We start from the raw sequence: 23962 nt of genomic DNA on the forward strand, positions 1-23962 counted from the left end.
CGTCGAGTATAGCTATTGACAGTAGCCATGATGGCTATCTACAGTAGCCATCATGGAACTCACCCCCTCGCTTCACCGCATCGGCAGCGACGTCGTCGCCGCCTACCTCGTCGTGACGCCCGACGGCGTCACCGTGATCGACGCCGGGCTGCCCGGTCTGCATGCCGAACTGGTCGCCGAGCTGGCCTCCCTCGGTCGCACGCCGGCCGACGTGAGGGGAGTCGTGCTGACGCACGGCGACGGCGATCATCTCGGCTTCGCCGAACGGCTCCGCCGCGAGCACGGCGTGCCCGTCTTCATCCACGCGGCAGACGTCGCCCGGGCGAAGGGCGGCGCCAAGCCGAAGAACGCCAAGCAGCGGATGCGACTCGGCGCGGTGCTCGGGTTCCTCGCCTACACGCTGCGGAAGGGCGGGGTGAAGACGGACTGGCTCACCGAGGTCGTCGAGCTGCACGGCGGCGAGACGCTCGACCTGCCGGGCTCGCCGCAGGTCATCCCGATGCCCGGTCACTCCGAGGGCAGCATCGCGGTGTTCGTGCCGGGCGTCGACGCCGTGTTCGTGGGCGACGCCCTGACGACCCGCCACGTGCTGACCGGCGAGGTCGGTCCGGCGCCGGCGCCGTTCACCGACGAGCCGGAGCAGGCCCTCGACGCGCTCTCGGCGCTCGTCGAGACCGGCGCGACCTGGGTGCTCCCCGGCCACGGCGCCCCCTGGAGCGGTGGGGTCACCGCCGCCGTCGAGGCCGTGCGCGCCGCCGCCCGCCGCGGCTAGACGGTCGCGGGCACCGCCGCCGGAACCACCCGCACGAGCACCGCCTTCGATACCGGCGTGTTGCTGCCGATCGACGCGCTGTCGAGCGGCACGAGCACGTTCGCCTCGGGGAAGTACGCCGCCGCGCACCCTCGCGCCGTCGGGTACGCCACGACCCGGTAGTCGCGCAGCACGCGCTCGACGTCGTCGGTCCATTCGGTGAACACGTCGACCCGCTGCCCGTCGACGAGACCCAGCTCGGCGAGGTCGTCCGGGTTGATGAAGACGACCTCGCGTCCCTTCTTGATGCCGCGGTAGCGGTCGTTCAGGCTGTAGATCGTCGTGTTGTACTGGTCGTGCGAGCGAAGGGTCTGCAGCAGGAGGCGCCCGGCCGGCCGCTCGACGTGCTCGAGCTCGTTCACGGTGATCATGGCCTTGCCCGCAGCGGTGTCGAACGTCCGCGAGTCGCGGGGCCCGTTGGGCAGGACGAACCCGTCGCGGCTGCGCACGCGCTCGCTGTAGCGCTCGAAGCCCGGGACCACGCGGCTGATGTGGTCACGCAGGGTGTCGTAGTCGTCTTCGAACGCCTGCCAGTCGATCTCGAGATCGTCGCGATGGCGGAGGGTCGCCTGCGCGAGCCTGCTGACGATCGCCACCTCCGACAGCAGGTCGGGGGCCACCGGCGGCACCTGACCGTGACTGCCGTGCACCGAGCAGACCGTGTCTTCGACGGAGACGAACTGCGGCCCCGACTTCTGCACGTCGATCTCGGTGCGACCGAGGGTCGGCAGGATGAGCGCCTCGGCGCCCACGACGGCGTGCGATCGGTTGAGCTTCGTCGACACCTGGACGGTCATGTCGGTGCCGCGCATGGCGGCCTCGGCCAGCTGCGTGTCCGAGATGGCGGCCACGAGGTTGCCGCCCATGCCCATCCAGAACTTGATCCGCCCCTCCTGCATGGCCTTGATGCCCTTGAGCGCGTCGACGCCGTGCTCGCGCGGCGGGTCGAAGCGGAACTCGCGCTGCAGCGCGTCGAGGAACTGATCGGACATCTGCTCCCAGATGCCCATCGTGCGGTCGCCCTGCACGTTGCTGTGCCCGCGGATGGGCGAGGCGCCCGCACCGGGCCTGCCGATGTTGCCGCGCAGCAGCAGCAGGTTGATGATCTCCTTGATGGTGTCGACGGCCTTGCGGTGCTGCGTGATGCCCATCGCCCAGGTGATGATGACCCGCTCGGCGGCGATGTAGCGCTCGGCCAGCTCGTCGATCTCGGCTGTCGTGATGCCGGTGGCGAGCAGCACCTCGTCGTCGTCGACGCGGGCGATGTGCTCGCGGAACGCCTCGAGCCCGACCGTGTGCTCGGCGAGGAACGCGTGATCGAGCACGGTGCCCGGCGCGGCGTCCTCCGCCGCGAGCACGCGCTTGGCGACGGCCTGCAGCAGGGCCATGTCGCCGCCGAGACGGATCTGCACGAACTGGTCGGCGATGTTCGTTCCGCGCCCCACGACCCCCCGCGGCAGCTGGGGGTTCTTGTAGCGGCGCAGCCCCGCCTCGGGCAGCGGGTTCACCGCGACGATCGACGCCCCGTTCCGTTTGGCGTCCTCGAGGGCGGTGAGCATGCGCGGGTGGTTCGTGCCGGGGTTCTGCCCGAGCACGATGATCAGGTCGGACTGCTCGAAGTCGTCGTAGGCGATCGTCGACTTGCCGACCCCGACGGTCTCGCCCATGGCGGCGCCGGTCGACTCGTGGCACATGTTCGAGCAGTCGGGCAGGTTGTTCGTGCCGAAGGCCCGGACGAAGAGCTGGTACTCGAAGGCGGCCTCGTTCGAGGTGCGGCCCGACGTGTAGAACGACGCCTCGTCGGGGCTGTCGAGGGAGTTCAGCTTGTCGCCGATGATCTCGAAGGCGCGCTCCCAGCTGACCGGCTCGTAGTGGTCGGCGCCGAGGGGCTTGTGCACCGGCGTCGTCAGGCGCCCCTGCATGCCGAGCCAGTACTCCGACTTGTCGAGCAGATCGTCGATCGAGTGCTCGGCCCAGAACGCGTCGGGCACGAGCACCGGGTTGGCCTCCCAGGTGACGGCCTTGGCGCCGTTCTCGCAGAACTCCGCGACCTTGCGGTGGTTCGGGTCGGGCCAGGCGCAGCTCATGCAGTCGAAGCCGTCCTTCTGGTTCAGCGACGTCATCAGCTTCACCGTGCGGGCGAGTCCGAGCTGCTTGATCGCCGGCTCCATCGAGTGCAGCACGCCGGGCACGCCGGCCGCCCACTCGCGGGGCGGGCCGACCTCGATGTCGTCGTCGTTCACATCGTCGACGGGGGGCTTCTCGGTCACGGTCTCGGTCCGATCGTCAGGGGCACGGGGGTGGTGATGCGGGTGGTCTCGGCCGGACCCGCCGTCGCCGGGGCGGCGGCCGGGGTCGCCGAGGAGGCGCGGGTCGTCTCGTCGGGAGCGCCGAGTCGGTCCGGTCGCGAGTACACGACCATCGACCGCCCGCGGAGGAACCCCACGATGGTCACGCCCAGCTCGTCGGCGAGGTCGACGGCGAGCGACGACGGGGCCGAGACGGCGGCGAGCATCGGGATGCCGGCCATCGACGCCTTCTGGGTGAGCTCGAACGAGGCGCGACCCGAGACCATCAGGACGGTCCCCGCCGAGGGCAGCCGCCCCTCCTTCACGGCCCAGCCGACGACCTTGTCGACGGCGTTGTGGCGCCCGACGTCCTCGCGCAGCACGAGCATCTCGCCGGTCGCGCCGTCGAAGAGGGCGGCGGCGTGCAGGCCGCCCGTCTTCTCGAAGACGTCCTGCCCCTCGCGCAGCCGGTCGGGGAACGTGGCGAGCAGGGCGGGGTCGATCTCGAGCGGGTCGTGGAGCACGGCGTGCTGCGACTTCGTGCGGACGGCGTCGATCGAGGCCTTGCCGCAGAGCCCGCACGAGCTCGTCGTGTAGAAGGCGCGTTCGAGGCTCGGGTCGGGGGCGGGCACCCCGGGGGCGAGCGTGACGTCGAGCACGTTGTAGGTGTTGAGCCCCTCGGCGGTGGCGCCGGCGCAGTAGCGCGCTGCGAAGTACTCGTCGCCGGTCGAGATCACGCCCTCGGAGACGAGGAACCCCGCGGCGAGATCGAAGTCGTGCCCGGGGGTGCGCATGGTGATCGCGAGGGACCGCCCGCCCACCCGGATCTCGAGCGGCTCCTCGACGGCCAGGGTGTCCATCGTCCGTCGGACGGCGGTCGCCCCGTCGTCGTCGACGGTGAGCCGGGTCACGGGCTTCCGTGACGTGATGCGTGCCATGGGTCAGGTCTACCCCCGATCGCCTCGGATCACCATGGCAGGGCGATCGTCGGCACCGTGTCGCCCGCGCGCGCGCCGCCTGCGGACACGATGAGCAGCCCGTCGGCGTCGGCCAGCCCGCGCAGCATGGCCGACGACTGGCGCGCCGTCGGCATCGCGCCGTCGGGCGTGTCGCGGTAGGCCTGCACGAGGTCGCCGGAGCGGGCGTGCGGCACGTCGACGGCCAGGGTCACGGCGCCGGGAGGCGCGGGGCGGCGCCCGAGGAGGCCGTCGACGAGGGGCGCCCCGATCAGGGTCAGGCCGACGAGGGCGGCCATGGGGTTGCCCGGCAGGCAGAGGTACAGGGTCCCGCCGCGTCGTGCGACGAGCAGCGGCTGCCCGGGCCGCAGAGCCAGTCCGTCGATCACCAGCTCGGCGCCGAGGCGCTGGAGGGCCGCCCGCACGTGGTCGGTGCTGCTGCGGGCCGTTCCGCCGGTCGTGACGATGAGTGCGACGTCGGGCCGGTCGAGCGCCGCGACGGTGGCGGCGAGGTCGTCGGCGACGCGGGTCGCCGACACGTCGCCGACCCCGAGGGAGCCGAGGAGGCGCGGCACCGGGACCGAGAACACGTCGCGCACCGTCCCCGGTGCGGGCACCCCCGCGGCCACGATCTCGTCTCCGAGCACGACGAGGGCCGCCCGCGGGGGGATGACGACGGGGACGTGATCGAGACCGCAGACCGCGGCGACGGCGACCCGCGGCGGCGTGAGCCGCGCGCCGGCGGAGACGATCAGGTCGCCGGGGGCGGCCTCCTCGCCGGCTCGCCGGACATGGCGCGGGGGTGCGGCGGGATCGTCGACCGACGTCAGGACGCCGCCCGACACCCGACCGGACTCGGAGCGGAGCACCCGATCGGTGCCCTCGGGGATCGCCGCACCGGTGGTGATCGGCCGTGCCGTGCCGACGTCGAGACCGGGGGCGCCGGGATCGACCGGACCGGCCACGATCGCCTCGCCGAGATGCCACGGTCCGCTGCCGCGCACGGCCCAGCCGTCCATCGCCGAGGCGTCGAAGCCGGGCACCCTCGCGAGAGCGTGGAGGTCGGCGGCGAGGGTGCGCCCGACGGCGTCGCTCAGCGCGACGAGCTCCCCGGGGCCGCGGAGGGCGGAGCCCGCCGCGTGCGCGGCGTCGCGGGCGGCGCGCCAGTCGGGGCGGACGAGGCTCATGCCGTCACGGGGTGGGATCGCCCGTCGCGGGCTCGGTCGCGAGCTCGGTCGCGATCCGCACCGCTCGATCGACGTCGGCCGCGCCGCCGCCGGCCAGACCCGCGGCGTAGCCGACCAGATACGTGGTGAGGGGAGCGGCCGGGCGTGCGACGCCGTGCGCGGCGTCGCGGGCGAGGTCGAGCACGGCGGCCACGTCGACGACCGTGCCGTCGGGCAGATCGAGGGCGGCGATCAGACGGGCGGCCCAGACGTCGAGCTCGGGAGGGGTGGTGGTCATGAGCACACTCAACCAGCAGTCGGCGGGGTCGGCTGCGGCGAGGGCGGACCCGCCTGGCGGACGACGCCGAGCCGCTCGAGATCGGCGGGGGTGTCGACGTCGGCGCAGACCTCGTCGGGGAGGGGCGCCTCGACGAGGTCGAGCCCGTCGAGCAGACGCCGCATCGAGAGGCCGGCGAGCGCACCGTCGGCGCGGAGCGCGTCCAGCCGCTCGCGGAGGGCATCGGTGCGGTAGAGGGCGAGCAGGGGTTGACGGCGGCCGCCGGCGTCGACGGCGATCAGCCCGTCGCGGCCGGATCCCGGCTCGGGGGTCCCTTCGTCGCCGTCGTCCGGGGCGAGGCGACCCGCTCCTCCTCGTGCCCCCCGGAGGGCTCGGACGGCCTCGGGCGCGCGGGGCAGGTCGCACGCCAGCACGAGGGTCTCGGGCGACGGGCGGTCCACGGCGTCGAGACCGGCGGCGAGCGCGGCGACGGGTCCGGCCCAGGGCGGGTCCTCGCGGGTCGTGATCGCGCCCTCGGGCAGCGGCGACCCGTCGCGCGCACCCACGACGATCAGGGATGCCGCGCCGTCGGCCGCGGCGACGGCGAGATCGACGAGACGCTCGCCCCGACTCGTGAATGTCGTCTTGTCGTCGCCGCCGATACGGGAGGCGCGCCCGCCGGCGAGCAGGACGGCGTCGAAGGCGGAGGGCATGCGACCATCCTGCTCCCGGGACCGTGCTCGGCCCCGCCGCAGGCGACGCCCGACGTCGAGACCCGAGGAGGACGAGGCTCGATCGCTCGGATGAGAGCGCGCCGTTCCGCCCGGGATACCGTGGGGGAGCGGCCGCGCGGGCCGCGGGGATGGCGCCGACGACGGCGCCGGGGGAGATGATCATGAAGCGTGTTCTGACTGGGGTCGCGACGGCCGCTCTGGGGGTCGTGCTGCTCGCCGGATGCGGCGCGATGCCCGGCGGCGCGACGGGATCGTCCGCCCCGTCGACGTCGCCCGCCGCCTCGACGAGCCCGACGGCCGTCGGCTCCGCGTCGCCGACGCCCGTGCCGATGCCGACGGCCACGGACGTCGCCGTGCCGGCCTCGATCCCGACCGACTGCACCGACGTCGTCGACCGGGCCGCCTACGAGGCCACGATGGGCGACGCGCCCCTCAACGACCCGCAGCAGTACGGCGAGCGTCCGATGGGCCGGGTGACCCCGACGGCTCCGCCCGCCGACGCCGATCTCCGCGCCGTCGTCGACGCCGCCGGAGTCCTCCGCTGCGGCTGGCGCGATCCCCGCGCCGACATCACGGGCCTCGGCGTCGACGTCGCCCTCGTCGACGAGGCGACTGCGGAGGCGTACCCGGGCTGGCTGGCCGGGAGGCGCGAGCCCGTCACCGAGTCCTACCTCGACGGCGTCGCCTACGACTGCTCGGAGGCCTACGAGGGGACCCTCTGCCAGTACACGACGACGCACGAGATGTACGGGGTCGAGATGGCCGACACGGTGCTCGTCCGCGACGACGTCGTGATCACCGTCAGCCAGGCGAACAAGCCGACCGACGACCTGATGGGCTCGATCGTCAGCCGGATCTGGGGCTGAGACCCGACCGCATGACGGAGGCCCGGTGCCGGTCGGACCGGCACCGCGCCTCCTCGGCGTCGCAGGGGTCAGCCCGCGGCGACCGCCTGGTCGCGCTTGGGCAGCACCCAGCCCGGGCGGATGAAGTGGCAGGTGTAGCCGAACGGGTCCTTCTCGAGGTAGTCCTGGTGCTCCTCCTCGGCCTCCCAGAAATCGCCCGCCGGGGCGACCTCGGTGACGACCTTGCCGGGCCAGATGCCCGAGGCGTCGACGTCGGCGATCGTGTCGAGCGCCGTCGCGCGCTGCTCGTCGGTCGTGAAGAAGATCGCCGAGCGGTAGCTGTCGCCGACGTCGTTGCCCTGACGGTCCTTCGTCGACGGGTCGTGGATCTGGAAGAAGAACTCGAGGATCTCGCGGTACGAGGTCAGGCCCGGGTCGAAGACGATCTCGACGGCCTCGGCGTGACCGGCGTGGTTGCGGTAGGTCGCGTTCTTCACGCTGCCGCCCGAGTAGCCGACGCGGGTCGACACGATGCCGGGCCGACGGCGCAGCAGCTGCTGGGCGCCCCAGAAGCAGCCGCCGGCGAGGATCGCCGTCTCGGTGGTGCCGCTGGGCGCGGGAGTGGATTCGGGGGAGAAGAGCGTCATGTAGGCACCGTATCCTTCGGTTTCGAGTGAGCTGTAGGGGACGAAGCGGAGCGCCGCCGAGTTGATGCAGTAGCGGAGGCCGCCGGTCGCGGTCGGACCGTCGGCGAAGACGTGACCGAGGTGGCTGTCGCCCGCTGCCGACCGTACCTCGGTGCGACGGAGGAAGAACATGCCCTCGCGCTTCTCGACGACGTTCTCGGCGTCGATCGGCCGGGTGAAGCTCGGCCAGCCCGAGCGGCTGTCGAACTTGTCGACGGACGCGAAGAGCGGTTCGCCCGAGACGAGATCGACGTAGATGCCCGCGTCGGTGGAGTCCCAGAACTCGTTGCGGAACGCGGGCTCCGTGCCGCCGTCCTGCGTGACACGGCGCTGTGCGGGCGTCAGGCGCGCCACGGCCGCCGGGTCTCTGCGGTAGTCGTTCGACATCATGCCTCCTGTTCGGAGCGCCTCCTCCACAGGTGCGGTGAGGCCGGCTCCAGGGGGGTCAACAGCGGGCGGGGCGCGGGTGTTCCGACCGTGGCTGCGAGACTGGTGGGTATGAGCTTGATCCGCCTGAACGACGTCACCGTCCGCTTCGAGAACCGCCCCGTGCTGCGTGAGGCGTTCTTCCGCCTCGAGACGGGTGACCGGGTGGGGCTCATCGGGCGCAACGGATCGGGCAAGTCGACTCTCCTGAAGCTCGTGCTCGACCAGGTGCAGCCCGACGAGGGCACCGTGTCGGTGGACGACGGCACGACGCTCGGCTACTTCTCGCAGTTCAGCGAGCTCGACGGCACCGCGACGGTCACCGAGGTGCTCGAGGGGCTCTTCGCCGACATCCGCGCGATGGAGACCGAGCTCGCCGACATCGACGCCGCGATCGCCGTCGCCGCGATGGACCCCGACCAGGGCGACGAGCTCGGTCGTCTGATCGACCGGCAGTCCGAGCTCTTCGGCGAGATGGACCGGCTCGACGGGTGGGAGTACCCCCGCCGCATCGACACCGCCCTCACCGTGCTCGGCTTCGACCCGGTGCATCGCACCACGCCGATCGACTCCTTGAGCGGAGGCTGGCGCAACCGGGCGGCGCTGGCGAAGATCCTGCTGCAGCAGCCCGACGTGCTGCTGCTCGACGAGCCGACGAACTTCCTCGACGTGGCGGGCGTCGAATGGCTCGAGCAGTGGTTCCGCGATTTCCGGGGGGCGGCGATCGTCGTCTCGCACGACCGGCGGTTCCTCGACCAGGTGGTCACCCGCATCGTCGAGGTCGAGAACTTCCATCTGCACGAGTACCCCGGCGACTTCGGCGAGTACGTGATCCAGAAGCAGTTCCGTCTGAAGAACCTCGAGCAGCAGTTCGCGCACGAGTCCGAGCTGCTCGCCTTCGAGTCCGAGGGCATCAGCGACCGCCGCGAGGCCGCCAAGGCGGCGAAGAACGCCAAGTCAGGAGGCGCGGGCGGGCTCACGAAGGATCTCGCGAAGATCAAGAAGCAGCGCACCCCCCGACCCGTCGACCAGATCATCACCGAGATCTACGGCGGGCTCCACGTGAAGGACGTGCTCTGCCGCATCGACGGTCTCGGCAAGGCGTACGGCGACAAGGTCCTGTTCGAAGGTCTCGACCTCGAGATCCGTCGGGGCCACCGACTGGTGGTCGTCGGCGCGAACGGCAGCGGCAAGAGCACCCTGCTGCGGGTGCTCACCGGCGAGGAGAAGGCGGACGAGGGCCGGATCGACTGGGCCGGGGGAGCCAGGGTCGTCTCGTACAACCAGGTGCTCGCCGAGCTGGACGACGCCGACACGGTCACCCACTCGGTCAACGCGATGCCCGACAGTCTCGCCCTGCGGGCCACCCGCAAGTCGGTGGCGCGGTTCCTGGCGATGTTCCAGTTCTCGGACGCCGACCTGCAGCAGCGCATCGGCGCGCTCTCGGGCGGCCAGCGGGCCCGCGTCGCCATGGCGCAGTGCCTGCTCTCGGGGGCCTCCGTGCTGCTGCTCGACGAGCCCACCAACCACCTCGACATGGCGAGCACCCAGGTGATGGAGCGCGCGCTCGTCCATTTCCCCGGAGCCGTCGTCGTCGTCAGCCACGACCGGTTCTTCAGCGAGAAGGTCGCGAACCGGCGGCTCGTCTTCGGCGCGGAGGGCGCACGCCAGGGCGCGCTCGCGCTCAGCGCGGTCTGAGGGCCGGCGCCGGCACGAGCGGTGGCGGTCAGGCGAACGTGTCGTCGATGAAGCGGAAGAGCACGCGGTCGGCCCCGTCCGAGCCGTCGCGCCGATAGTTCGCCAGCACCTCGGTGTCGCTCTGCGGCAGCGAGAGCGTGTCGTGACGGATGCCGTCGGCGACGTCGATCTCGTGCTCCTGCCCGTCGAACGGGCCGCCCTGCAGGACGGCGATGAATCGGCTCTCGTGGTTCGCTGAGGCGGTCATCCCTCGATGGTACGGCGGGAGGCTCAGAGGGCGATGAGGGCGAGCAGCTCGGCGATGGTGACGATCGGGATGAGCGCGAGCAGCACGGCGAGGGTCGTCACCCGGGGTCGACGTCGAGGCACGGCGAGGCGCACCACGAGCATCGCGACGAAGAGCGCGATCACGACGGCGGCCACGACGTCGGAGGTCGCATGGTCCTGGAAGAGCAGGACGGCGCTGCTGATGCCGGCGAGCACGAGGCCGATGACGATCCACTCGGTGCCCGTCGACGTGCGGAAGGCGGGCTGATTCCGCATCCGGGTGGGGTCGATCGGATCGTCGTCCATGGCTCTCCCTCGTCGTGCGGCGTGCGTCCACTCGTCGTCGACGAGGCCTCCATCGTGCCACCGTGCCGACCTCCACCGACGCACGCCGACACGCCTTGACGCCTCGGGCCCGACGCCGCTATCGTCCGTCGCCGGAGCAGCCCGGCGTAGGCTCCGGCTCATGACCGATCTGACCGGCGCAGTCGTCCTCGTCCTCGGCGCCTCCGGGGGCCTCGGCTCCCGCATCGCCGCCATGCTCGACGACGAGGGCGCCACGGTGGTCCGCGCGGCGCGGAGGCCCGAGTCGCTGTCCGGGCCGGACGCCTACCTGGCCGACCTCCGCGCGGAGCAGGGGGGCGCCTCCCTGGTGGCCGCAGCCCTGCAGTCGCACGGCCGACTCGACGGGGTCGTCGTCGCGGCGGGAGTCGTGGCCTTCGGGCCGGCCGCGGAGGTCGGCGACGAGACCCTCTCCGAGCTCGTCGAGGTGAACATGCTCGGCCCGATCAGGGTGCTGCGCGACGCCTCCGCGGCGCTCGCCGACTCGGCCGCCGCCGGACGCGACCCGTTCGTCGTGACGATCAGCGGTGTCGTCAGCGAGTCGCCGACCGCCGGCATGGCCGCCTATTCGGCGTCGAAGGCCGGCCTCGCCGCCTTCGTGTCCGCAGCGTCGCGGGAGTACCGACGTCGGGGCGTCCGCGTGCTCGACGCCCGCCCCGGTCACACGGACACCGGGCTCGCGACTCGCGCGGTGGCGGGCACCGCCCCGGCCTTCGGGTCGGCCCTCGACCCCGACGACGTCGCGGCCCGTATCGTGCGTGCCATCGTCGACGGCGAGAAGGACCTCCCCAGCACGGCCTTCACGGCGTCCCGCTAGCCCGCGAGCAGAGTGTCGCGATATCAGTCGCGCATGGCCCGGGCCCGCGTTCCCGGCTAGAAGGACGACTCGCAGGCGCGACCGTCGTTGTTGCGATCGAGATCGTGGACGTCGCCGAGGCCCGCCCGGATCCATCGCTCGTACTCCGCCTGCGCGGCGGCCTGGCTCGAGAAGTCGCCGCAGTCGAGGTCGCCGTTGGGTCCGGTGGGTGCCGGTGCCGGTGCCGGTGCCGGTGCCGGTGCCGGTGCGGGCTTCGGCGCCGGGGGCTTCACCACGCCGCGTCGGACGCCGAGCGTGTCCTTCCGGTCGCCGTTCCAGTCGCCGGTCAGGGTGACGTCGGTGGTCTTGCCGTAGACGAGCGAGGTCTCCGCGGCGCCGCCACGCGTGGCGTTCGAGATGAAGTAGGTGTTGCCCCGGCGGACGACGGGGGTGTCCTTCCGGTCGCCGTTCCAGTCGCCGAAGTAGACTTTGTCGGTCGTCTTGCCGAAGCTGAAGGTGATGTCGGCCGCGCCTCCCCGGATGCTGTTCTTCAGGAAGTACTGGTTCCCACGCCGGACTCCGAGGGTGTCCTTGCCGTCGCCGTTCCAGTCGCCGACGACGACGTCGTCGCTCGCACGGCCGAAGGGGATGGTCGCGTCGGCGGCTCCGGCCGACAGGCTGTTCTTGACGAGGTAGACGTTGCCGCGGCGCACGGCCGGCGTGTCCCGGCCATCGCCGTTCCAGTCGCCCATGACGACGACGTCGTTCGCTCGGCCGTAGCTCACGGTCGTGGTCGCCTTGCCGCCGACCTTGTCCGAGAAGTAGTAGGTGCCCCCTCGGCGGACGGCGAGGGTGTCCTTGCCGTCACCGTTCCAGTCGCCGGTGTAGACGACGTCGGTGTCGCGTCCGTAGCGGACGTCGATGTTGGCCGCGCCGCTCCACCGGTCGTTAAGCAGGTAGCGATTGCCGGTGCCACCCGCGGCGGGTCCCGCGGCGGATGCCGGGACGGCGACGGTAGCGGTGAGTGCTGCGGCGAGAGCGAGGACGACGACGGAACGGAGACGTCTGGACATGGGCTTCCCTCCGCGACGGCGGTCGGGTGCCTCGTCGCGACGACCGCCGGTGTCAAGACGGTGGATGGCCACGTCCCCCGGGATCACCACAGGTTATGGTGACGGACTCTCAAGTCTGCATCCCCCAAAAGGGGGTGGGCCGACGCCCGGCGAGCCGGCCTCAGGCGAACTCGGCGCCGAGCACGCGCAGCAGCTCGGCGAGCTCCGCCTGCTGGTGCGCGGTGAGCGAGTCGAGGGGCGACCGCTCGACCTGCACGAGCAGGCTCATCGCCGCGTCGACGCGCTCCACGCCGGCCGGCGTGATGCGGATGAGCGCGGCCCGGCCGTCTCGCGGGTCCGAGTGGCGCTCGACCAGCTGTCGCTCCATGAGGCGGTCGAGCCGGTTGGTCATCGTGCCGCTGGTCACCATCGTGGCGGCCACGAGATCCTTCGGCGAGAGCTGGAACGGGTCGCCGGCGCGACGCAGGGTCGACAGCACGTCGAACTCCCAGATCTCGAGGTCGGCGTGACGGAACGCCTCGGCGCGCAACCGGTCGAGGCGCCTCGAGATGCGACGCAGTCGCGAGAACACGTCGAGCGGGGCGAAGTCGATGTCGGGTCGCACCCGCGCCCACGCGTCGATGATCAGGTCGACTTCGTCGCTGGTGGTCACGCTGGTCCAATCGAGTCACGGGGTTGCCTCGATCATGCCCCAGTCTCGCCGGGGCCGCTGTCAGCCAGGGCGGGAGCGGCCGAGCAGGCACGGCCGGGCGGCCGAGGAGGCGCGGTGCGCGAGGTCGCGCACCGCGCCTCCTCGGGGCCGTCGGCGGGTGCCGTCAGTCGGCCGCGTACTCGTCGAGGGCGGGCAGGGGCCGCCCGTCGAAGTCCCACATGGCCTGGTTCTCCCACGCGTTGCCCGAGGTCGGGTCGTCCGGGTCCCAGCCGGCGCCGTCGACGGCGGTCCACGCGGGCTCCCAGGCGACGACGCCGGTGCCGCGTCCGCCGGGGGCGGAGGCGACGACGTCCTGCACGGCGCGGAAGTTCGCTGCCTGGCCGGCGGGGGTCGCCGGGTAGCCGGCCGTCAGCATCGAGGCGCTCGCGACGACGTTCTCCCAGGTGTGGTCGGGGTCGTCGGCGAGGGTCCACGGGTACGAGGTCTCGACGACGAGCGCGTCACGGTCGTAGCGGTCCGTCAGCACGGTGACGGCCTGCTGCAGGTCGCTGAGGCTCCCGTGCCAGTACGAGTAGTACGAGAGTCCGATCACGTCGAAGTCGACGCCCCGGGCGGTGGCCTGGTCGAACCACCAGGTGAGGCCGTCGATGCCGTTGTTGATGTTCGTGAGGTGCAGGATGACGTCGGTCTCGGGCGAGACCTCGCGCACCGCGGCGGAGCCGGCCGAGAGGAACATCGCGAGGTTGTCCCACTGGGCGCCGCTGACCCCGTCGCTCGGGTCGACGTCCCAGGTCTGACCGAGCGGCCAGACCATGCCGGGGTTGATCTCGTTGCCCACCTGGACGGCGTCGGCGACGATGCCCTCGGCGGCGAGGGCGTCGAGCACGCTCCGCGTGTGGTCGTGGATGCGCGTGGCGACCTCGGGGGCCGACAGCCCCGCCCAGGCCTTCGGCATCGTCTGGGCGCCCGGGTCCGTCCAGCGGTCCGAGTAGTGGAAGTCGACGAGCAGTCCCATGCCCGAGGCCTCGATGCGCTTCGCCATGGCGACGACGTCGTCCTGGTCGTTGTAGCCGTCCGTCGGGTCGACCCAGACCTTCAGGCGGGCGAGGTTCGCGCCGGCGTCGGCGATCTGCTCGACAGCGTCGGTGGGGCGTCCCGAGGCGTCGAGGTAGACCGCGCCGCGGTCCTCGTTGCGGGGGAGCCCCGACAGGTCGGCTCCGCGGATGTCCCGGGTCACCCGCCCCGGCGCGAAGGCGACGTCGTCGATGCTCGCCCAGGCGCCCGCGTCGCCGGCGGTGGTGAGGGTCAGGGTGCACTGGCTGTGGGTGACCTCGGCCGACACCGTGAGGCGCAGCCAGCCGTCGTCGGACTCGGTCGAGGGGACGACCGTGGTGCCCGCGGCGTCCTTGCTCGAGCCCTGACCGCAGCCGGTCAGCGAGAGGGTGCTCGATCCGGCCGGTCCGCCGCTCTTCACCCAGGCCGAGAAGGTCCACCAGCCGGGGGAGACCTTCTTCACCTTCTGCGTGGTCGTCGCGCGGCCGGCGGTCGGCAGGTGGTGCGTCAGACGGGTGGCCGACTCGTGGCCGCCGGACTCGAGGCGGGCGGTGCCCGTGCCCTTCGAGACCCACCCCGTCGAGCCGGCCTCGAAGCCGGGGTTCGCGACCGCCACCCGGGAGGCGCGGGTCGCGTCGTCCGTCGTCGCGGCCGTCGCCGAGGCGGTCGGCACGATCCCTCCGCAGAGCGCGGCCGTCAGGGCGAACGCCCCGGTGGCGATGCCGAGCCGCCTCCGCGGGCTGGTGAGCGGTCGGCGGGGTCGATGGGTTCGTGACATCGGTCGTCCTCCTTGACGATGGGGCGCACGAGACTGTGTGCGCTCCCAGTTCTAGCACGACCTGTCTGCTTAGTGAAAGGGTAGAGCCCATTAAATGCGTGCGTTCATCGAGGATAACGGCCTGGTATCGATCCCAGTTCCGACCGGAGATGCGGGTCGGATCGCGCCTCCTCGGCTCCGGCACGTTTTACACGGTCGTAACAAGATGTATACGAAGAGGTGTCATCGCGGCTGATTGTATTCAATCCACCCCGACCCCTCCGACCTCGAGCATTGGATCCGCATGTCCCGCTCCCCGCACTCCCGCCGCAGGCTGCTCGGCCTCCCCGCGGCCGCCCTCGGACTCGCTCTCGCCGTGACCGGCTGCCAGGCGGTCCAGACCGCCGAGACCTCCGACGAGACCCGAGACGACGTCTCGACCGCCGCGATCGGCGACCAGACGATCGTCGAGGGCGGCGACCTGGTCATGGCGCTGTCGGCCGAGCCCGACCGCCTCGACCCCACGACCTCGTCGTCGCTCTACACCCGGTACGTCATGGAGACGATGTGCCAGAAGCTCTACGACATCGACGCCGACGGTCAGATCGTCCCGATGCTCGCGACCGAGCTGCCCGAGGTGTCGGACGACGGACTCACCGTGAGCTTCCCCGTCCGCACCGACGCCGTCTTCGCCGACGGCACGCCGCTCGACGCCGAGGCCGTCGTCACGACCCTCCAGCGCGGACTCGACAAGGAGGACTCGTCGCGGCGCAGCGAGCTCGGCCCCATCACCGGCATCACCGCGGTCGGCGACGACACGGTCGAGATCGACTACTCCGAGCCCTTCGCCCCGCTGACGGCGGCGCTCGCCGACCGGGCCGGAATGGTCATGTCGCCCGCCGCCCTCGAAGCCCAGGGCGACGACTTCGGCGACGCCCCGGTCTGCGTCGGACCCTTCAAGTTCGCCGACCGCGTGCCGCAGACCTCGATCACCGTCGAGCGCGATCCGCTCTACTACGACGCCGACGACGTCCACTTCGACTCGATCACCTACCGCATCATCACCGACGCGAGCATCCGCGCGGCGAACCTGCAGTCCGGCGACGTGCAGGTGGCCGACTCGATGTCGACCCAGGACGTCGAGTCGCTCAAGGCGGACGACGCCCTGACCGTGCTCGAGGTCGGTTCGCTCGGCTACCAGGGGCTGACCGTCAACATCGGCAACCAGGACGGCGTCGGCACCGACCCCGTGCAGATCGACACCCCGCTCGCCTCCGACGCGACCGTCCGCCAGGCGCTCTCGATGTCGATCGACCGCGAGTCGCTCGTCTCGTCGATCTTCGGCGGTCTCTACGACCCGGCCTGCTCGCCGATCTCGCCCGAGAGCCCCTTCGCGACCGAGGCCAGCGACGCCTGCCCCGAGTACGACCCCGAGGCCGCACGGCAGCTGCTCGAGGACGCCGGTGTCGAGACGCCCTACGCCATCGACATGCAGGTGAGCAACAACCCCGACACGGTCCGCTTCGCCCAGGCGCTCCAGGCCCAGGTCGCCGAGGGCGGCTTCGAGCTGACCATCACGCCGGTCGAGTACTCGACCCTGCTCGACGTGCAGACGCGCGGCGACTTCGAGGCCCTCCAGCTCGGCTGGTCGGGCCGAGTCGACCCGCACGGCAACACGTACAACTTCCTGTCGACGGGCGGCGGCAACAACTACAGCGGCTACAGCTCCGACGAGGTCGACGACCTGCTCACCCGGGCGGCCGCGACGAACGACATCGACGAGCGCGCCGACCTCTACGGCCAGGCCGTGGCGCAGGTGCAGGAGGACGACCCGATCATCTACCTGTACCGGGTGCGCAGCCTCACCGCGCTCTCGAACGAGATCGCCGGGGTGTCGACCTACGCCGACGGCGTGGTCCGTCTGAGCAACGCCGCATTCGTCGAGGCGGACTGACCCGATGGCCCGCTACCTCCTCACCCGCCTGTGGCAGTCCGCCCTGACGCTCGTGCTCGCCTCGATCGTCGTGTTCGTCGGCGTCCGGCAGCTGCCGGGCGACCCGGCCCTCGCCCTGGCGGGTGAGGAGGCCTCGCCCGAACGCGTCGCGGCGATCCGCACCGAGCTCGGACTCGACGACACGATCGTCGTGCAGTACCTCCGGTTCGCGGGCGATTTCCTCACCGGCGACTTCGGCGAGTCGACCCGCACGGGCACCCCGGTGTCCGAGCTGATCGGCGCGACCCTGCCCGTCACCCTCTGGCTCTCGCTCTACGCGATCGTCGTCGCGGTGGCGGTCGGGGTGGCCCTCGGGGTCGTCGCCGAGCGCTACCGGGGTCGCTGGCCCGAGTGGATGGCCAACGCCGCGGCGCTCGTCGGCCTCAGCGTGCCGAACTTCTGGCTCGGGATCCTGGCCATCCTCTGGCTGGCGGTGGGGCTCGGGATCTTCCCGGCCTCCGGCTACGTGCCCGTCAGCGTCGACCCGTTCCAGGCCCTCGTGCATCTGACGCTGCCCGCCCTCATCCTCGGCACGTCCCTGGCGGCAGTCATCATGCGCCAGACCCGGGCCTCGATGATCGAGACGATGAAGACCGACTACGTCAGGACGGCCCGGGCCAAGGGGCTCGGTCGCGGCCGGGTGCTGATGCGCTACGGCCTGCGGAACTCGATGATCGTGGTCGTCACGATCGTCGGTCTGCAGCTCGGCGGTCTCATCTCGGGCGCCGTCGTCACCGAGCGCATCTTCGCCCTCCCCGGCTTCGGCAAGCTGACGCTCGACTCGGTGTTCACCCGCGACTACCCCGTGGTCCAGGCCGTCGTGCTCGTCATCACCCTCGGCTACATCGTCATCAACCTCGTCGTCGACGTGCTGTACAGCGTCCTCAACCCGCGCATCCGAGTCGGAGGAGCCTCCTGATGACCGTCATCGTGCCCACCACCCCCGAGCTCGGCTCGGCCCGCGGCCGGGTCTGGGGTCAGCTGCGACGCAACCGCCTCGGCCTCGCGGGCGGCGTCATGCTGCTCGTGGTGCTCCTCCTCGGGGTGCTCGCCCCGCTGATCGCCCCCCACGGGCCCACCGAGGTCAACTTCGCCGCACCGTTCCAGCAGCCCGGCACGGTCGGGTACCTCCTCGGCACCGACGACCTCGGCCGCGACATCCTCTCGCGCATGCTGCACGGCATCCGCGTCTCGCTCGTCGTCGGCGTGCTCAGCGTGCTGCTGGCCGTGGTCGTCGGCACCCCGCTCGGTCTGCTCGCCGGCTACTGGCGGTGGCTCGACGGCGTGATCTCGCGGGTGACCGACGTCATGCTGGCGTTCCCGTTCCTGATCATCGCGGTGGCGCTCGCGGCGATCAGCGGGCCGAGTCTCGGCAACGCCGTCATCGCGCTCGGCATCGCTCAGATCCCCACCATGATCCGCGTCGTGCGCGGCGAGACGATGCGCGTCGCGTCGACCGACTTCGTGCTCGGCGCCCGCACGATGGACGCGACGGGGCTGCGGGTGATCTTCACCCACGTGCTGCCGAACTGCGTCTCGGCGATCATCGTGCAGGCGACGGTGATCATGCCGGTCGCCGTCATCGGGGAGGCGCTGCTGTCGTTCCTCGGACTGGGCATCCAGCCGCCGACGGCCAGTCTGGGCATCATGCTCAGCGACGCGCAGCAGTACCTCGGGCGGGCGCCCTTCGCCGCCGTGGTGCCGGGTCTGGCCATCGCCGCCATCTGCCTGGGCTTCAACCTGTTCGGCGACGCCCTCCGCGACGCGCTCGACCCGACCTCCAGCGAACGGAACCGACCACTGTGACGTACACCGCGCCTCCGGCGTTCACCACCCGCCCCGACCTCGTCGGCACCTTCGGCATGACGGCGAGCACGCACTGGCTGGCGACGGCGTCGGCCCAGGCCGTGCTCGAGCGCGGGGGCAACGCCTTCGACGCCGCCGTGGCCGGCGCCTTCGTGCTGCACGTCGTCGAGCCGCACCTCAACGGGCCCGGCGGCGACCTGACCGCCGTGTTCGCGACCGCCGACGCCCCCGACTCGCCGACCGTGCTGATGGGTCAGGGGCCCGCACCGGCCGGCGCCACGGTCGAGCACTACCGCGCCGAGGGCCTCGACCTCGTGCCCGGCTCGGGCGCCCTGGCGGCTGCCGTCCCCGGGGCCGTCGACGCCTGGCTGCTGCTGCTGCGCGACCACGGCACGTGGGAGCTCGGCGACGTGCTCGCCTACGCCATCGGCTACGCCCGCGACGGCCACCCGATCACCGCCCGCGTCACCGAGACGATCGGCGCCGTGAGCGACCTGTTCACCGAGCACTGGCCGACCTCCGCCGACCGCTGGCTCGTCGACGGCCGTCCCCCCGCGCCCGGCGACCTCGTCGCCAACCCCGCCTACGCGGCCGTGCTCGAGGGGCTCGTCGCGGCCGGCGAGAATCCGACCGTCACCGGCCGAGGAGGCGCGGCGCCGGTCTCCGAGGACGCCCCCACCGGTCGCGAGGACCGCATCGAGGCGGCCCGGACCGAGTGGGCCGAGGGGCTCGTCGCCCGCTCGATCGACGAGTTCGTCCGCCGCCCGCACCGTCACTCGTCGGGCACGGATCACGCCGGGGTGATCCGCGCCTCCGACCTCGCCGCGTTCCGCGCCGGGTTCGAGCCGGCGGCCACCGTGGAGTTCCGCGGTCACACCGTCGCCAAGACCGGCGCGTGGGGTCAGGGCCCCGCCCTGCTCCAGGTGCTCGCCCTGCTCGACCCGATGCCCGACGAGCTGCTCGATCCCTCGACCGCCGACGGCGCGCACACGATCATCGAGGCCCAGAAGCTCGCCATGGCCGATCGCGAGGCGTACTACGGCGACCGCGACGTGCCCCTCGAGGCGCTGCTCTCGAGCGAGTACGCCGACGCGAGGCGGGCGCTGATCGGCCCGCGGGCGTCGCTCGAGCTGCGACCGGGCGATCTCGTAACCGGGGCGCGTCCGCTGGCGGCGCTCCGCACCGACGACGAGGCCTCCGGCGCCGTCGCGGGAGTCGGCGAGCCGACCGTCGGCTCGTTCGCCGAGACGCCCGTCGACGACGACCCCGTCGCCGCCGCGTCGGCCGAGCCCGCCGTCGACGCCACGGGGGCGACGCGCGGCGACACCTGCCACATCGACGTCGTCGATCGCTGGGGCAACATCGTCTCGGCGACGCCGTCGGGCGGCTGGCTGCAGTCCTCGCCGACGATCCCCGCGATCGGGTTCTGCCTCGGCAGCCGCCTGCAGATGGCCTGGCTCGACGAGGGCACCGCCTCGACGCTCGAGCCCGGGCGGCGCCCCCGTACGACGCTGACCCCGACCCTCGTCTCGCGCGACGGGAGACCGGTCGTCGCCCTCGGCTCGCCGGGCGGCGACCAGCAGGACCAGTGGCAGCTGCTCTACCTGCTCCGCACGATCGTCGGCGGCTACACGCCGCAGCAGGCCATCGACGCGCCCGCCCTGCACACGACCGCGTTCCCCGGTTCGTTCTGGCCGCGCACCTGGACCCCCGGCGGCGTCGTCGTCGAGGACCGCCTCGGCGACGAGGTCATCGCCGACCTCGAGTCGCGCGGCCACCGCGTCACCCGCGCCGGCGACTGGTCGCTCGGCCGGCTGTCGAGCGTCACCCGAGACCCCGCGACGGGCGTGCTGTCCGCCGCGGCCAACCCCCGAGGAGCACAGGCCTATGCCGCAGGACGCTGACCGCACCGTCTCGACGACGACCCCCGACGCGTCCGCCGGCGCGCCCCTCCTGAGCGTCCGCGACCTGACGGTAGCGTTCGGCGACCGCCCCGTGGTGCACGGCGTCGACCTCGACGTCGGACGAGGCGAGCGCGTGGCCATCGTCGGCCAGTCGGGGTCGGGCAAATCGACCGTCGTCGCCGCCGTGCTGGGCCTGCTGCCCGGCGCCGGTCGCGTCACCGGGGGCACGATCCGGCTCGCCGACGACGAGCTGACGACCGCCGGGGAGGCGCGGATGCGGTCGGTGCGCGGAGCCCGCATCGGACTCGTCCCCCAGGACCCGTCGACCAACCTCAACCCGTCGATGACGGTCGGGGCGCAGATCGCCGACGGACTGCGGGCCGGGGGAGCCCGGGGCCGTTCGGCCGTCACCGAGAGGGTCGTCGAGCTGATGACGGAGGCGGGCATCCCGGACGCCGCCCGGCGAGCGGGTCAGTACCCGCACGAGTTCTCGGGCGGCATGCGCCAGCGGGTGCTCATCGCCGTGGCGCTCGCGCGCCGACCCGAGCTGCTCATCGCCGACGAGCCGACGTCGGCCCTCGATGTCACGGTCCAGCGGACGATCCTCGATCATCTGCAGACGCTCGTCGACGCGCACGGCACGTCGCTGCTGTTCATCACGCACGACCTCGGCGTCGCGGCCGACCGCACGGACCGCATCGTCGTCATGCTCGACGGGCGCGTGGTGGAGACCGGCACCCCTCGGCAGATCCTGCTCGACCCCCAGCACGAGTACACGCGTCGCCTCGTCGCGGCGGCGCCCACGGTCGCCGCGGCCGCCGCCCTCCGGGCCGACGAGCCGGTCGGCGACGATGCGCCGACCGCCGCCGACGACATCCTCGTCGTCACCGATCTGGTCAAGGAGTACCGCCTCCGCGGGCGACGCGGCGAGACGGTCCGGGCGGTCGACGGGATCTCGTTCGCCGTGCCGCGCGGCACGACGACCGCCGTGGTCGGCGAGTCCGGCTCGGGCAAGACGACCCTCGCCCGCATCGTGCTCGGCATCGAGTCGGCGACGAGCGGAACGGCGCTGGTCGACGGCGAGAGCATCACCGCCAGTCGCGGGGCGGCCCGGCATGCGCTGCGGCGACGGGTGCAGCCGGTCTTCCAGGATCCGTACGGCTCGCTCGACCCGACGTACTCCGTCGAACGGCTGATCGACGAGCCGCTGCGCATCTTCGGCGTCGGCGACCGCGCCACGCGCCGGAGCCGCGTCGCCGAGCTGCTCGACCAGGTCGCCCTTCCCCGCACGGTGGCGCAGAGCCGCCCGAACGAGCTGTCGGGCGGTCAGCGTCAGCGCGTGGCCATCGCCCGGGCCCTCGCCCTCGAGCCCGAGCTCCTCATCTGCGACGAGGCCGTGTCGGCGCTCGACGTGCTGGTGCAGGAGCAGATCCTCGATCTGCTGGCCGAGCTGCAGACCCGTCTCGGTCTCAGCTACCTGTTCATCACGCATGACCTCGCCGTCGTGCGGCAGATCGCCCATAGTGTGGTGGTGATGCGCCGGGGAGGCATCGTCGAGCGCGGCAGCGTCGACGACGTGTTCCTGTCGCCTCGCGACGAGTACACCCACGAACTGCTAGGAGCGATCCCCGGTGCCAGCCTGGCCGTCTGACCCGTCCGACCGACGCGACGGGACGACCCGCGCCTCCTCGGCCCCCGGCTCCGACCCCCTCGGAGAGGCCTGCGCCCCGGCGCCGATCAGCCTGCTCGACGCGGTGCGGCGCGAGATCGTGACGGGCGTCCTGCAGCCGGGCACCCGCGTGACCGAGGCCTCGCTCGCCGACCGGCACGGCGTCTCGCGCGTGCCCGTGCGCGAGGCGCTCCGGGGTCTCGAGGCCGAGGGGTTCGTCGAGTCGACCCCGAACGTCGGATCGCGTGTGGCCGCCATCCCGGTCGACGAGGCCGACGATCTGTTCGCCGTGCGCGAGGCCCTCGAGATCGCGACCGCCCGGCGCGCGGCGACGCGGGCGCGGGCCCTCTTCAGCGTCGACGCGCCGCCGGAGGACTGGTGGCGCGTCCGTCGCTCGCTCGAGCGGATCCTCGCCGACGGCGACCGTGCCGTCGCCGACGACGACCTCGACCGGCTGGTCGACCTCAACGAGCGGTTCCACTTCGGCGTCGCCGAGCTGAGCGGCAGCACCACGCTCGCGACCCTGCTGCGCCAGCTGTCGCGGAAGATCGAGTGGCTCTACGCTCTCGACACCTTCTCGCGGGGCAAGCGGCTGTGGCCGGACCACCGCGTCATCCTCGCGGCCATCGACGCGGGCGACCCGGAGCAGGCGGCCGAGCGGATGGGGTGGCATGTGCGCGAGTCGCGCATCGGCTACCTGAGCCGCACGGTGCCGACCGCGGTGGTCGACGCCCTGCGCGCGACGCCGCCCGTCGTCGCGCCGACCACCGCTTCGGCCCCGTCCGGGGCGCCGCGCGTCGGCGCGGACGGGCCGGTCGCCTCGTGACCCGGCACCATCTCGACGCGACGCGCGAGACGACCAACGACGTCTACTCGCGCGATCACGCCCCCGTGCTGACGGTCGACAGCGGAGACGCCGTCGTCGTCGAGTCGCTCGACGCCTCGGGGCACCTCGAACGCCAGACGGTGCCGGGCGAGCAGCGGCCGAGGCTCTTCGCCGAGGCCCGCGGGCACGCCCTCACCGGGCCGATCGCCGTGCGCGGGGCTCGACCCGGGCAGACGCTCGCAGTCCACTTCGACGGCCTCCGGCCGGGCGACTGGGGATGGACGGTCGCGGGAGGACGCGAGACGCCGATCACGACCCGTCTCGGTCTCGACTCCGTGCCGCCGTCGTGGCTCCTCTGGGAGATCGACGTCGAGGCGGGCACCGCGATCGAGAGCCGCGGGCCGCGCGTGGCGCTGGCGCCGTTCCTCGGGGTGACCGGCGTCGCCCCGGCCGAACCCGGCGAGCACCCGACGACCCCGCCGCGCCCCTCGGCCGGCGGCAACATCGACTGCCGCGAGCTCGTCGCCGGTTCCACGCTCTATCTGCCGGTGCAGGTGCCCGACGCGCTCGTGTACCTCGGTGACGGCCACGCGGCGCAGGGCGACGGCGAGGTCGGCGGCACAGCCGTGGAGTGCCCGATGACGACGGAGGTGCGGCTCGAGCTCGTCGACGACCGTCCCGTCGACGGGATCCACGCCGAGACCCCGGCCGGGCGCATCACGTTCGGCTTCGACGCCGATCTCGACGTCGCGACCGGGGATGCGCTCGACGCCATGGTCTCGTGGCTCGCGCCGCTGCTCCACGTCGACCGCGCCACGGCCCTGGCGTTCGCCAGCGCGGTGGTCGACCTGAGGGTCACCCAGGTCGCCAATCAGACCTGGGGCGTGCACGCGGTCCTGCCGACCGGCGCTCTCGGCGTCTGATCCCCCTCACGGCG

Annotated in this window: 22 protein-coding genes; 11 read left to right on the top strand and 11 right to left on the bottom strand. The window is 72.4% G+C overall.

The window, feature by feature from the left end; all coding sequences use genetic code 11:
* The first annotated feature begins 52 nt into the window (after window positions 1-52).
* Window positions 53-772: an MBL fold metallo-hydrolase gene (locus tag ASF89_RS05370; protein ID WP_055812624.1), complete on the top strand. Its 720-nt coding sequence runs from the start codon at window positions 53-55 to the stop codon at window positions 770-772.
* On the opposite strand, the gene ASF89_RS05375 is transcribed toward ASF89_RS05370, so the two are convergent.
* Genes ASF89_RS05375 through ASF89_RS15655 form a run of 5 tightly spaced genes read right to left on the bottom strand, consistent with a single transcriptional unit; the run spans window position 769 to window position 6211 of the window.
* Window positions 769-3081, bottom strand: a complete 2313-nt coding sequence (locus ASF89_RS05375) for an FdhF/YdeP family oxidoreductase (protein ID WP_055812627.1) — start codon at window positions 3079-3081, stop codon at window positions 769-771. The genes ASF89_RS05370 and ASF89_RS05375 overlap by 4 nt on opposite strands.
* Window positions 3078-4037, bottom strand: a complete 960-nt coding sequence (gene fdhD / locus ASF89_RS05380; protein WP_082489795.1) for a formate dehydrogenase accessory sulfurtransferase FdhD — start codon at window positions 4035-4037, stop codon at window positions 3078-3080. The genes ASF89_RS05375 and fdhD overlap by 4 nt, the downstream gene beginning before the upstream one ends.
* Before the next feature lie 29 nt (window positions 4038-4066).
* Entirely contained in the window at window positions 4067-5242 is a 1176-nt protein-coding gene (locus tag ASF89_RS05385) for a molybdopterin molybdotransferase MoeA (RefSeq protein WP_055812630.1), read from the bottom strand.
* A gap of 4 nt (window positions 5243-5246) precedes the next feature.
* A complete protein-coding gene (locus tag ASF89_RS15650) occupies window positions 5247-5519 on the bottom strand; it encodes a DUF6457 domain-containing protein (protein WP_055813153.1) in 273 nt (90 codons plus the stop codon).
* Window positions 5520-5527: 8 nt separating this feature from the next.
* The gene (locus ASF89_RS15655; protein ID WP_055812632.1) at window positions 5528-6211 is read right to left on the bottom strand and encodes a molybdenum cofactor guanylyltransferase; all 684 of its coding nucleotides are present in this window, start codon (window positions 6209-6211) and stop codon (window positions 5528-5530) included.
* Window positions 6212-6393: 182 nt separating this feature from the next.
* On the opposite strand from ASF89_RS15655, the gene ASF89_RS05400 reads away from it, so the two are divergent.
* Window positions 6394-7098 (top strand): hypothetical protein, encoded by a 705-nt coding sequence (locus ASF89_RS05400; protein ID WP_156463315.1) that lies wholly within the window; start codon window positions 6394-6396, stop codon window positions 7096-7098.
* Window positions 7099-7166: 68 nt separating this feature from the next.
* On the opposite strand, the gene ASF89_RS15340 is transcribed toward ASF89_RS05400, so the two are convergent.
* Window positions 7167-8153: a bifunctional methionine sulfoxide reductase B/A protein gene (locus ASF89_RS15340; protein ID WP_326933901.1), complete on the bottom strand. Its 987-nt coding sequence runs from the start codon at window positions 8151-8153 to the stop codon at window positions 7167-7169.
* A gap of 108 nt (window positions 8154-8261) precedes the next feature.
* On the opposite strand from ASF89_RS15340, the gene ASF89_RS05410 reads away from it, so the two are divergent.
* Window positions 8262-9887 carry an ABC-F family ATP-binding cassette domain-containing protein gene (locus ASF89_RS05410; RefSeq protein WP_055795498.1) on the top strand — a complete coding sequence of 542 codons (1626 nt, stop codon included), beginning with the start codon at window positions 8262-8264 and terminating at the stop codon, window positions 9885-9887.
* 28 nt (window positions 9888-9915) lie between these two features.
* Here the strand turns inward: ASF89_RS05410 and ASF89_RS05415 are convergent, their stop codons facing one another.
* Window positions 9916-10134 carry a hypothetical protein gene (locus tag ASF89_RS05415; protein ID WP_055794436.1) on the bottom strand — a complete coding sequence of 73 codons (219 nt, stop codon included), beginning with the start codon at window positions 10132-10134 and terminating at the stop codon, window positions 9916-9918.
* Window positions 10135-10157: 23 nt separating this feature from the next.
* A complete protein-coding gene (locus ASF89_RS05420) occupies window positions 10158-10460 on the bottom strand; it encodes a hypothetical protein (protein WP_055812638.1) in 303 nt (100 codons plus the stop codon).
* 160 nt (window positions 10461-10620) lie between these two features.
* Between ASF89_RS05420 and ASF89_RS05425 the strand changes: the two genes are divergently transcribed.
* The gene (locus tag ASF89_RS05425; RefSeq protein ID WP_055812641.1) at window positions 10621-11313 is read left to right on the top strand and encodes an SDR family oxidoreductase; all 693 of its coding nucleotides are present in this window, start codon (window positions 10621-10623) and stop codon (window positions 11311-11313) included.
* 56 nt (window positions 11314-11369) lie between these two features.
* On the opposite strand, the gene ASF89_RS05430 is transcribed toward ASF89_RS05425, so the two are convergent.
* The 3 genes from ASF89_RS05430 to ASF89_RS05440 all read right to left on the bottom strand — a co-directional run bounded on the left by ASF89_RS05430 (window position 11370) and on the right by ASF89_RS05440 (window position 14848).
* The gene (locus tag ASF89_RS05430) at window positions 11370-12365 is read right to left on the bottom strand and encodes a hypothetical protein (protein WP_055812643.1); all 996 of its coding nucleotides are present in this window, start codon (window positions 12363-12365) and stop codon (window positions 11370-11372) included.
* A gap of 160 nt (window positions 12366-12525) precedes the next feature.
* On the bottom strand, window positions 12526-13017 hold the full coding sequence (locus tag ASF89_RS05435) for a MarR family winged helix-turn-helix transcriptional regulator (protein ID WP_055812645.1): 492 nt from the start codon (window positions 13015-13017) through the stop codon (window positions 12526-12528).
* A 163-nt stretch (window positions 13018-13180) separates the two neighbouring features.
* Window positions 13181-14848, bottom strand: a complete 1668-nt coding sequence (locus ASF89_RS05440; protein WP_082489796.1) for a glycosyl hydrolase 53 family protein — start codon at window positions 14846-14848, stop codon at window positions 13181-13183.
* A gap of 283 nt (window positions 14849-15131) precedes the next feature.
* Between ASF89_RS05440 and ASF89_RS05445 the strand changes: the two genes are divergently transcribed.
* The 7 genes from ASF89_RS05445 to ASF89_RS05475 are packed head-to-tail and all read left to right on the top strand — an operon-like array spanning window position 15132 to window position 23948.
* Window positions 15132-16781 carry an ABC transporter substrate-binding protein gene (locus ASF89_RS05445; RefSeq protein ID WP_055812647.1) on the top strand — a complete coding sequence of 550 codons (1650 nt, stop codon included), beginning with the start codon at window positions 15132-15134 and terminating at the stop codon, window positions 16779-16781.
* Between the two features lie 4 nt (window positions 16782-16785).
* On the top strand, window positions 16786-17739 hold the full coding sequence (locus tag ASF89_RS05450) for an ABC transporter permease (RefSeq protein ID WP_055794450.1): 954 nt from the start codon (window positions 16786-16788) through the stop codon (window positions 17737-17739).
* Complete coding sequence (locus tag ASF89_RS05455; protein WP_055812649.1) at window positions 17739-18626, top strand: ABC transporter permease; 888 nt, start codon at window positions 17739-17741, stop codon at window positions 18624-18626. The genes ASF89_RS05450 and ASF89_RS05455 overlap by 1 nt, the downstream gene beginning before the upstream one ends.
* Window positions 18623-20530 (top strand): gamma-glutamyltransferase family protein, encoded by a 1908-nt coding sequence (locus tag ASF89_RS05460; protein ID WP_055812652.1) that lies wholly within the window; start codon window positions 18623-18625, stop codon window positions 20528-20530. The genes ASF89_RS05455 and ASF89_RS05460 overlap by 4 nt, the downstream gene beginning before the upstream one ends.
* Window positions 20514-22181 carry an ABC transporter ATP-binding protein gene (locus tag ASF89_RS05465; RefSeq protein WP_055812654.1) on the top strand — a complete coding sequence of 556 codons (1668 nt, stop codon included), beginning with the start codon at window positions 20514-20516 and terminating at the stop codon, window positions 22179-22181. The genes ASF89_RS05460 and ASF89_RS05465 overlap by 17 nt, the downstream gene beginning before the upstream one ends.
* Window positions 22162-23025 (top strand): GntR family transcriptional regulator, encoded by an 864-nt coding sequence (locus tag ASF89_RS05470; RefSeq protein ID WP_235483990.1) that lies wholly within the window; start codon window positions 22162-22164, stop codon window positions 23023-23025. The genes ASF89_RS05465 and ASF89_RS05470 overlap by 20 nt, the downstream gene beginning before the upstream one ends.
* Entirely contained in the window at window positions 23022-23948 is a 927-nt protein-coding gene (locus ASF89_RS05475; RefSeq protein WP_055812657.1) for an acetamidase/formamidase family protein, read from the top strand. The genes ASF89_RS05470 and ASF89_RS05475 overlap by 4 nt, the downstream gene beginning before the upstream one ends.
* Window positions 23949-23962 lie beyond the last annotated feature (14 nt).

The organism is Frigoribacterium sp. Leaf172 (assembly GCF_001424285.1).
Taxonomy (GTDB): domain Bacteria; phylum Actinomycetota; class Actinomycetes; order Actinomycetales; family Microbacteriaceae; genus Frigoribacterium.

What these genes read in the sequence shown, in the direction of transcription:
- ASF89_RS05410 (WP_055795498.1), top strand. Translation starts at nt 8,262, where the DNA reads ATGAGCTTGATCCGCCTGAACGACGTCACCGTCCGCTTCGAGAACCGC.
- ASF89_RS15340 (WP_326933901.1), bottom strand. Translation starts at nt 8,153, where the DNA reads ATGATGTCGAACGACTACCGCAGAGACCCGGCGGCCGTGGCGCGCCTG.
- ASF89_RS05455 (WP_055812649.1), top strand. Translation starts at nt 17,739, where the DNA reads ATGACCGTCATCGTGCCCACCACCCCCGAGCTCGGCTCGGCCCGCGGC.
- fdhD (WP_082489795.1), bottom strand. Translation starts at nt 4,037, where the DNA reads ATGGCACGCATCACGTCACGGAAGCCCGTGACCCGGCTCACCGTCGAC.
- ASF89_RS05445 (WP_055812647.1), top strand. Translation starts at nt 15,132, where the DNA reads ATGTCCCGCTCCCCGCACTCCCGCCGCAGGCTGCTCGGCCTCCCCGCG.
- ASF89_RS05415 (WP_055794436.1), bottom strand. Translation starts at nt 10,134, where the DNA reads ATGACCGCCTCAGCGAACCACGAGAGCCGATTCATCGCCGTCCTGCAG.
- ASF89_RS05430 (WP_055812643.1), bottom strand. Translation starts at nt 12,365, where the DNA reads ATGTCCAGACGTCTCCGTTCCGTCGTCGTCCTCGCTCTCGCCGCAGCA.
- ASF89_RS05370 (WP_055812624.1), top strand. Translation starts at nt 53, where the DNA reads ATGGAACTCACCCCCTCGCTTCACCGCATCGGCAGCGACGTCGTCGCC.
- ASF89_RS05450 (WP_055794450.1), top strand. Translation starts at nt 16,786, where the DNA reads ATGGCCCGCTACCTCCTCACCCGCCTGTGGCAGTCCGCCCTGACGCTC.
- ASF89_RS05440 (WP_082489796.1), bottom strand. Translation starts at nt 14,848, where the DNA reads ATGTCACGAACCCATCGACCCCGCCGACCGCTCACCAGCCCGCGGAGG.
- ASF89_RS15650 (WP_055813153.1), bottom strand. Translation starts at nt 5,519, where the DNA reads ATGACCACCACCCCTCCCGAGCTCGACGTCTGGGCCGCCCGTCTGATC.
- ASF89_RS05420 (WP_055812638.1), bottom strand. Translation starts at nt 10,460, where the DNA reads ATGGACGACGATCCGATCGACCCCACCCGGATGCGGAATCAGCCCGCC.
- ASF89_RS15655 (WP_055812632.1), bottom strand. Translation starts at nt 6,211, where the DNA reads ATGCCCTCCGCCTTCGACGCCGTCCTGCTCGCCGGCGGGCGCGCCTCC.
- ASF89_RS05425 (WP_055812641.1), top strand. Translation starts at nt 10,621, where the DNA reads ATGACCGATCTGACCGGCGCAGTCGTCCTCGTCCTCGGCGCCTCCGGG.
- ASF89_RS05385 (WP_055812630.1), bottom strand. Translation starts at nt 5,242, where the DNA reads ATGAGCCTCGTCCGCCCCGACTGGCGCGCCGCCCGCGACGCCGCGCAC.
- ASF89_RS05400 (WP_156463315.1), top strand. Translation starts at nt 6,394, where the DNA reads ATGAAGCGTGTTCTGACTGGGGTCGCGACGGCCGCTCTGGGGGTCGTG.
- ASF89_RS05465 (WP_055812654.1), top strand. Translation starts at nt 20,514, where the DNA reads ATGCCGCAGGACGCTGACCGCACCGTCTCGACGACGACCCCCGACGCG.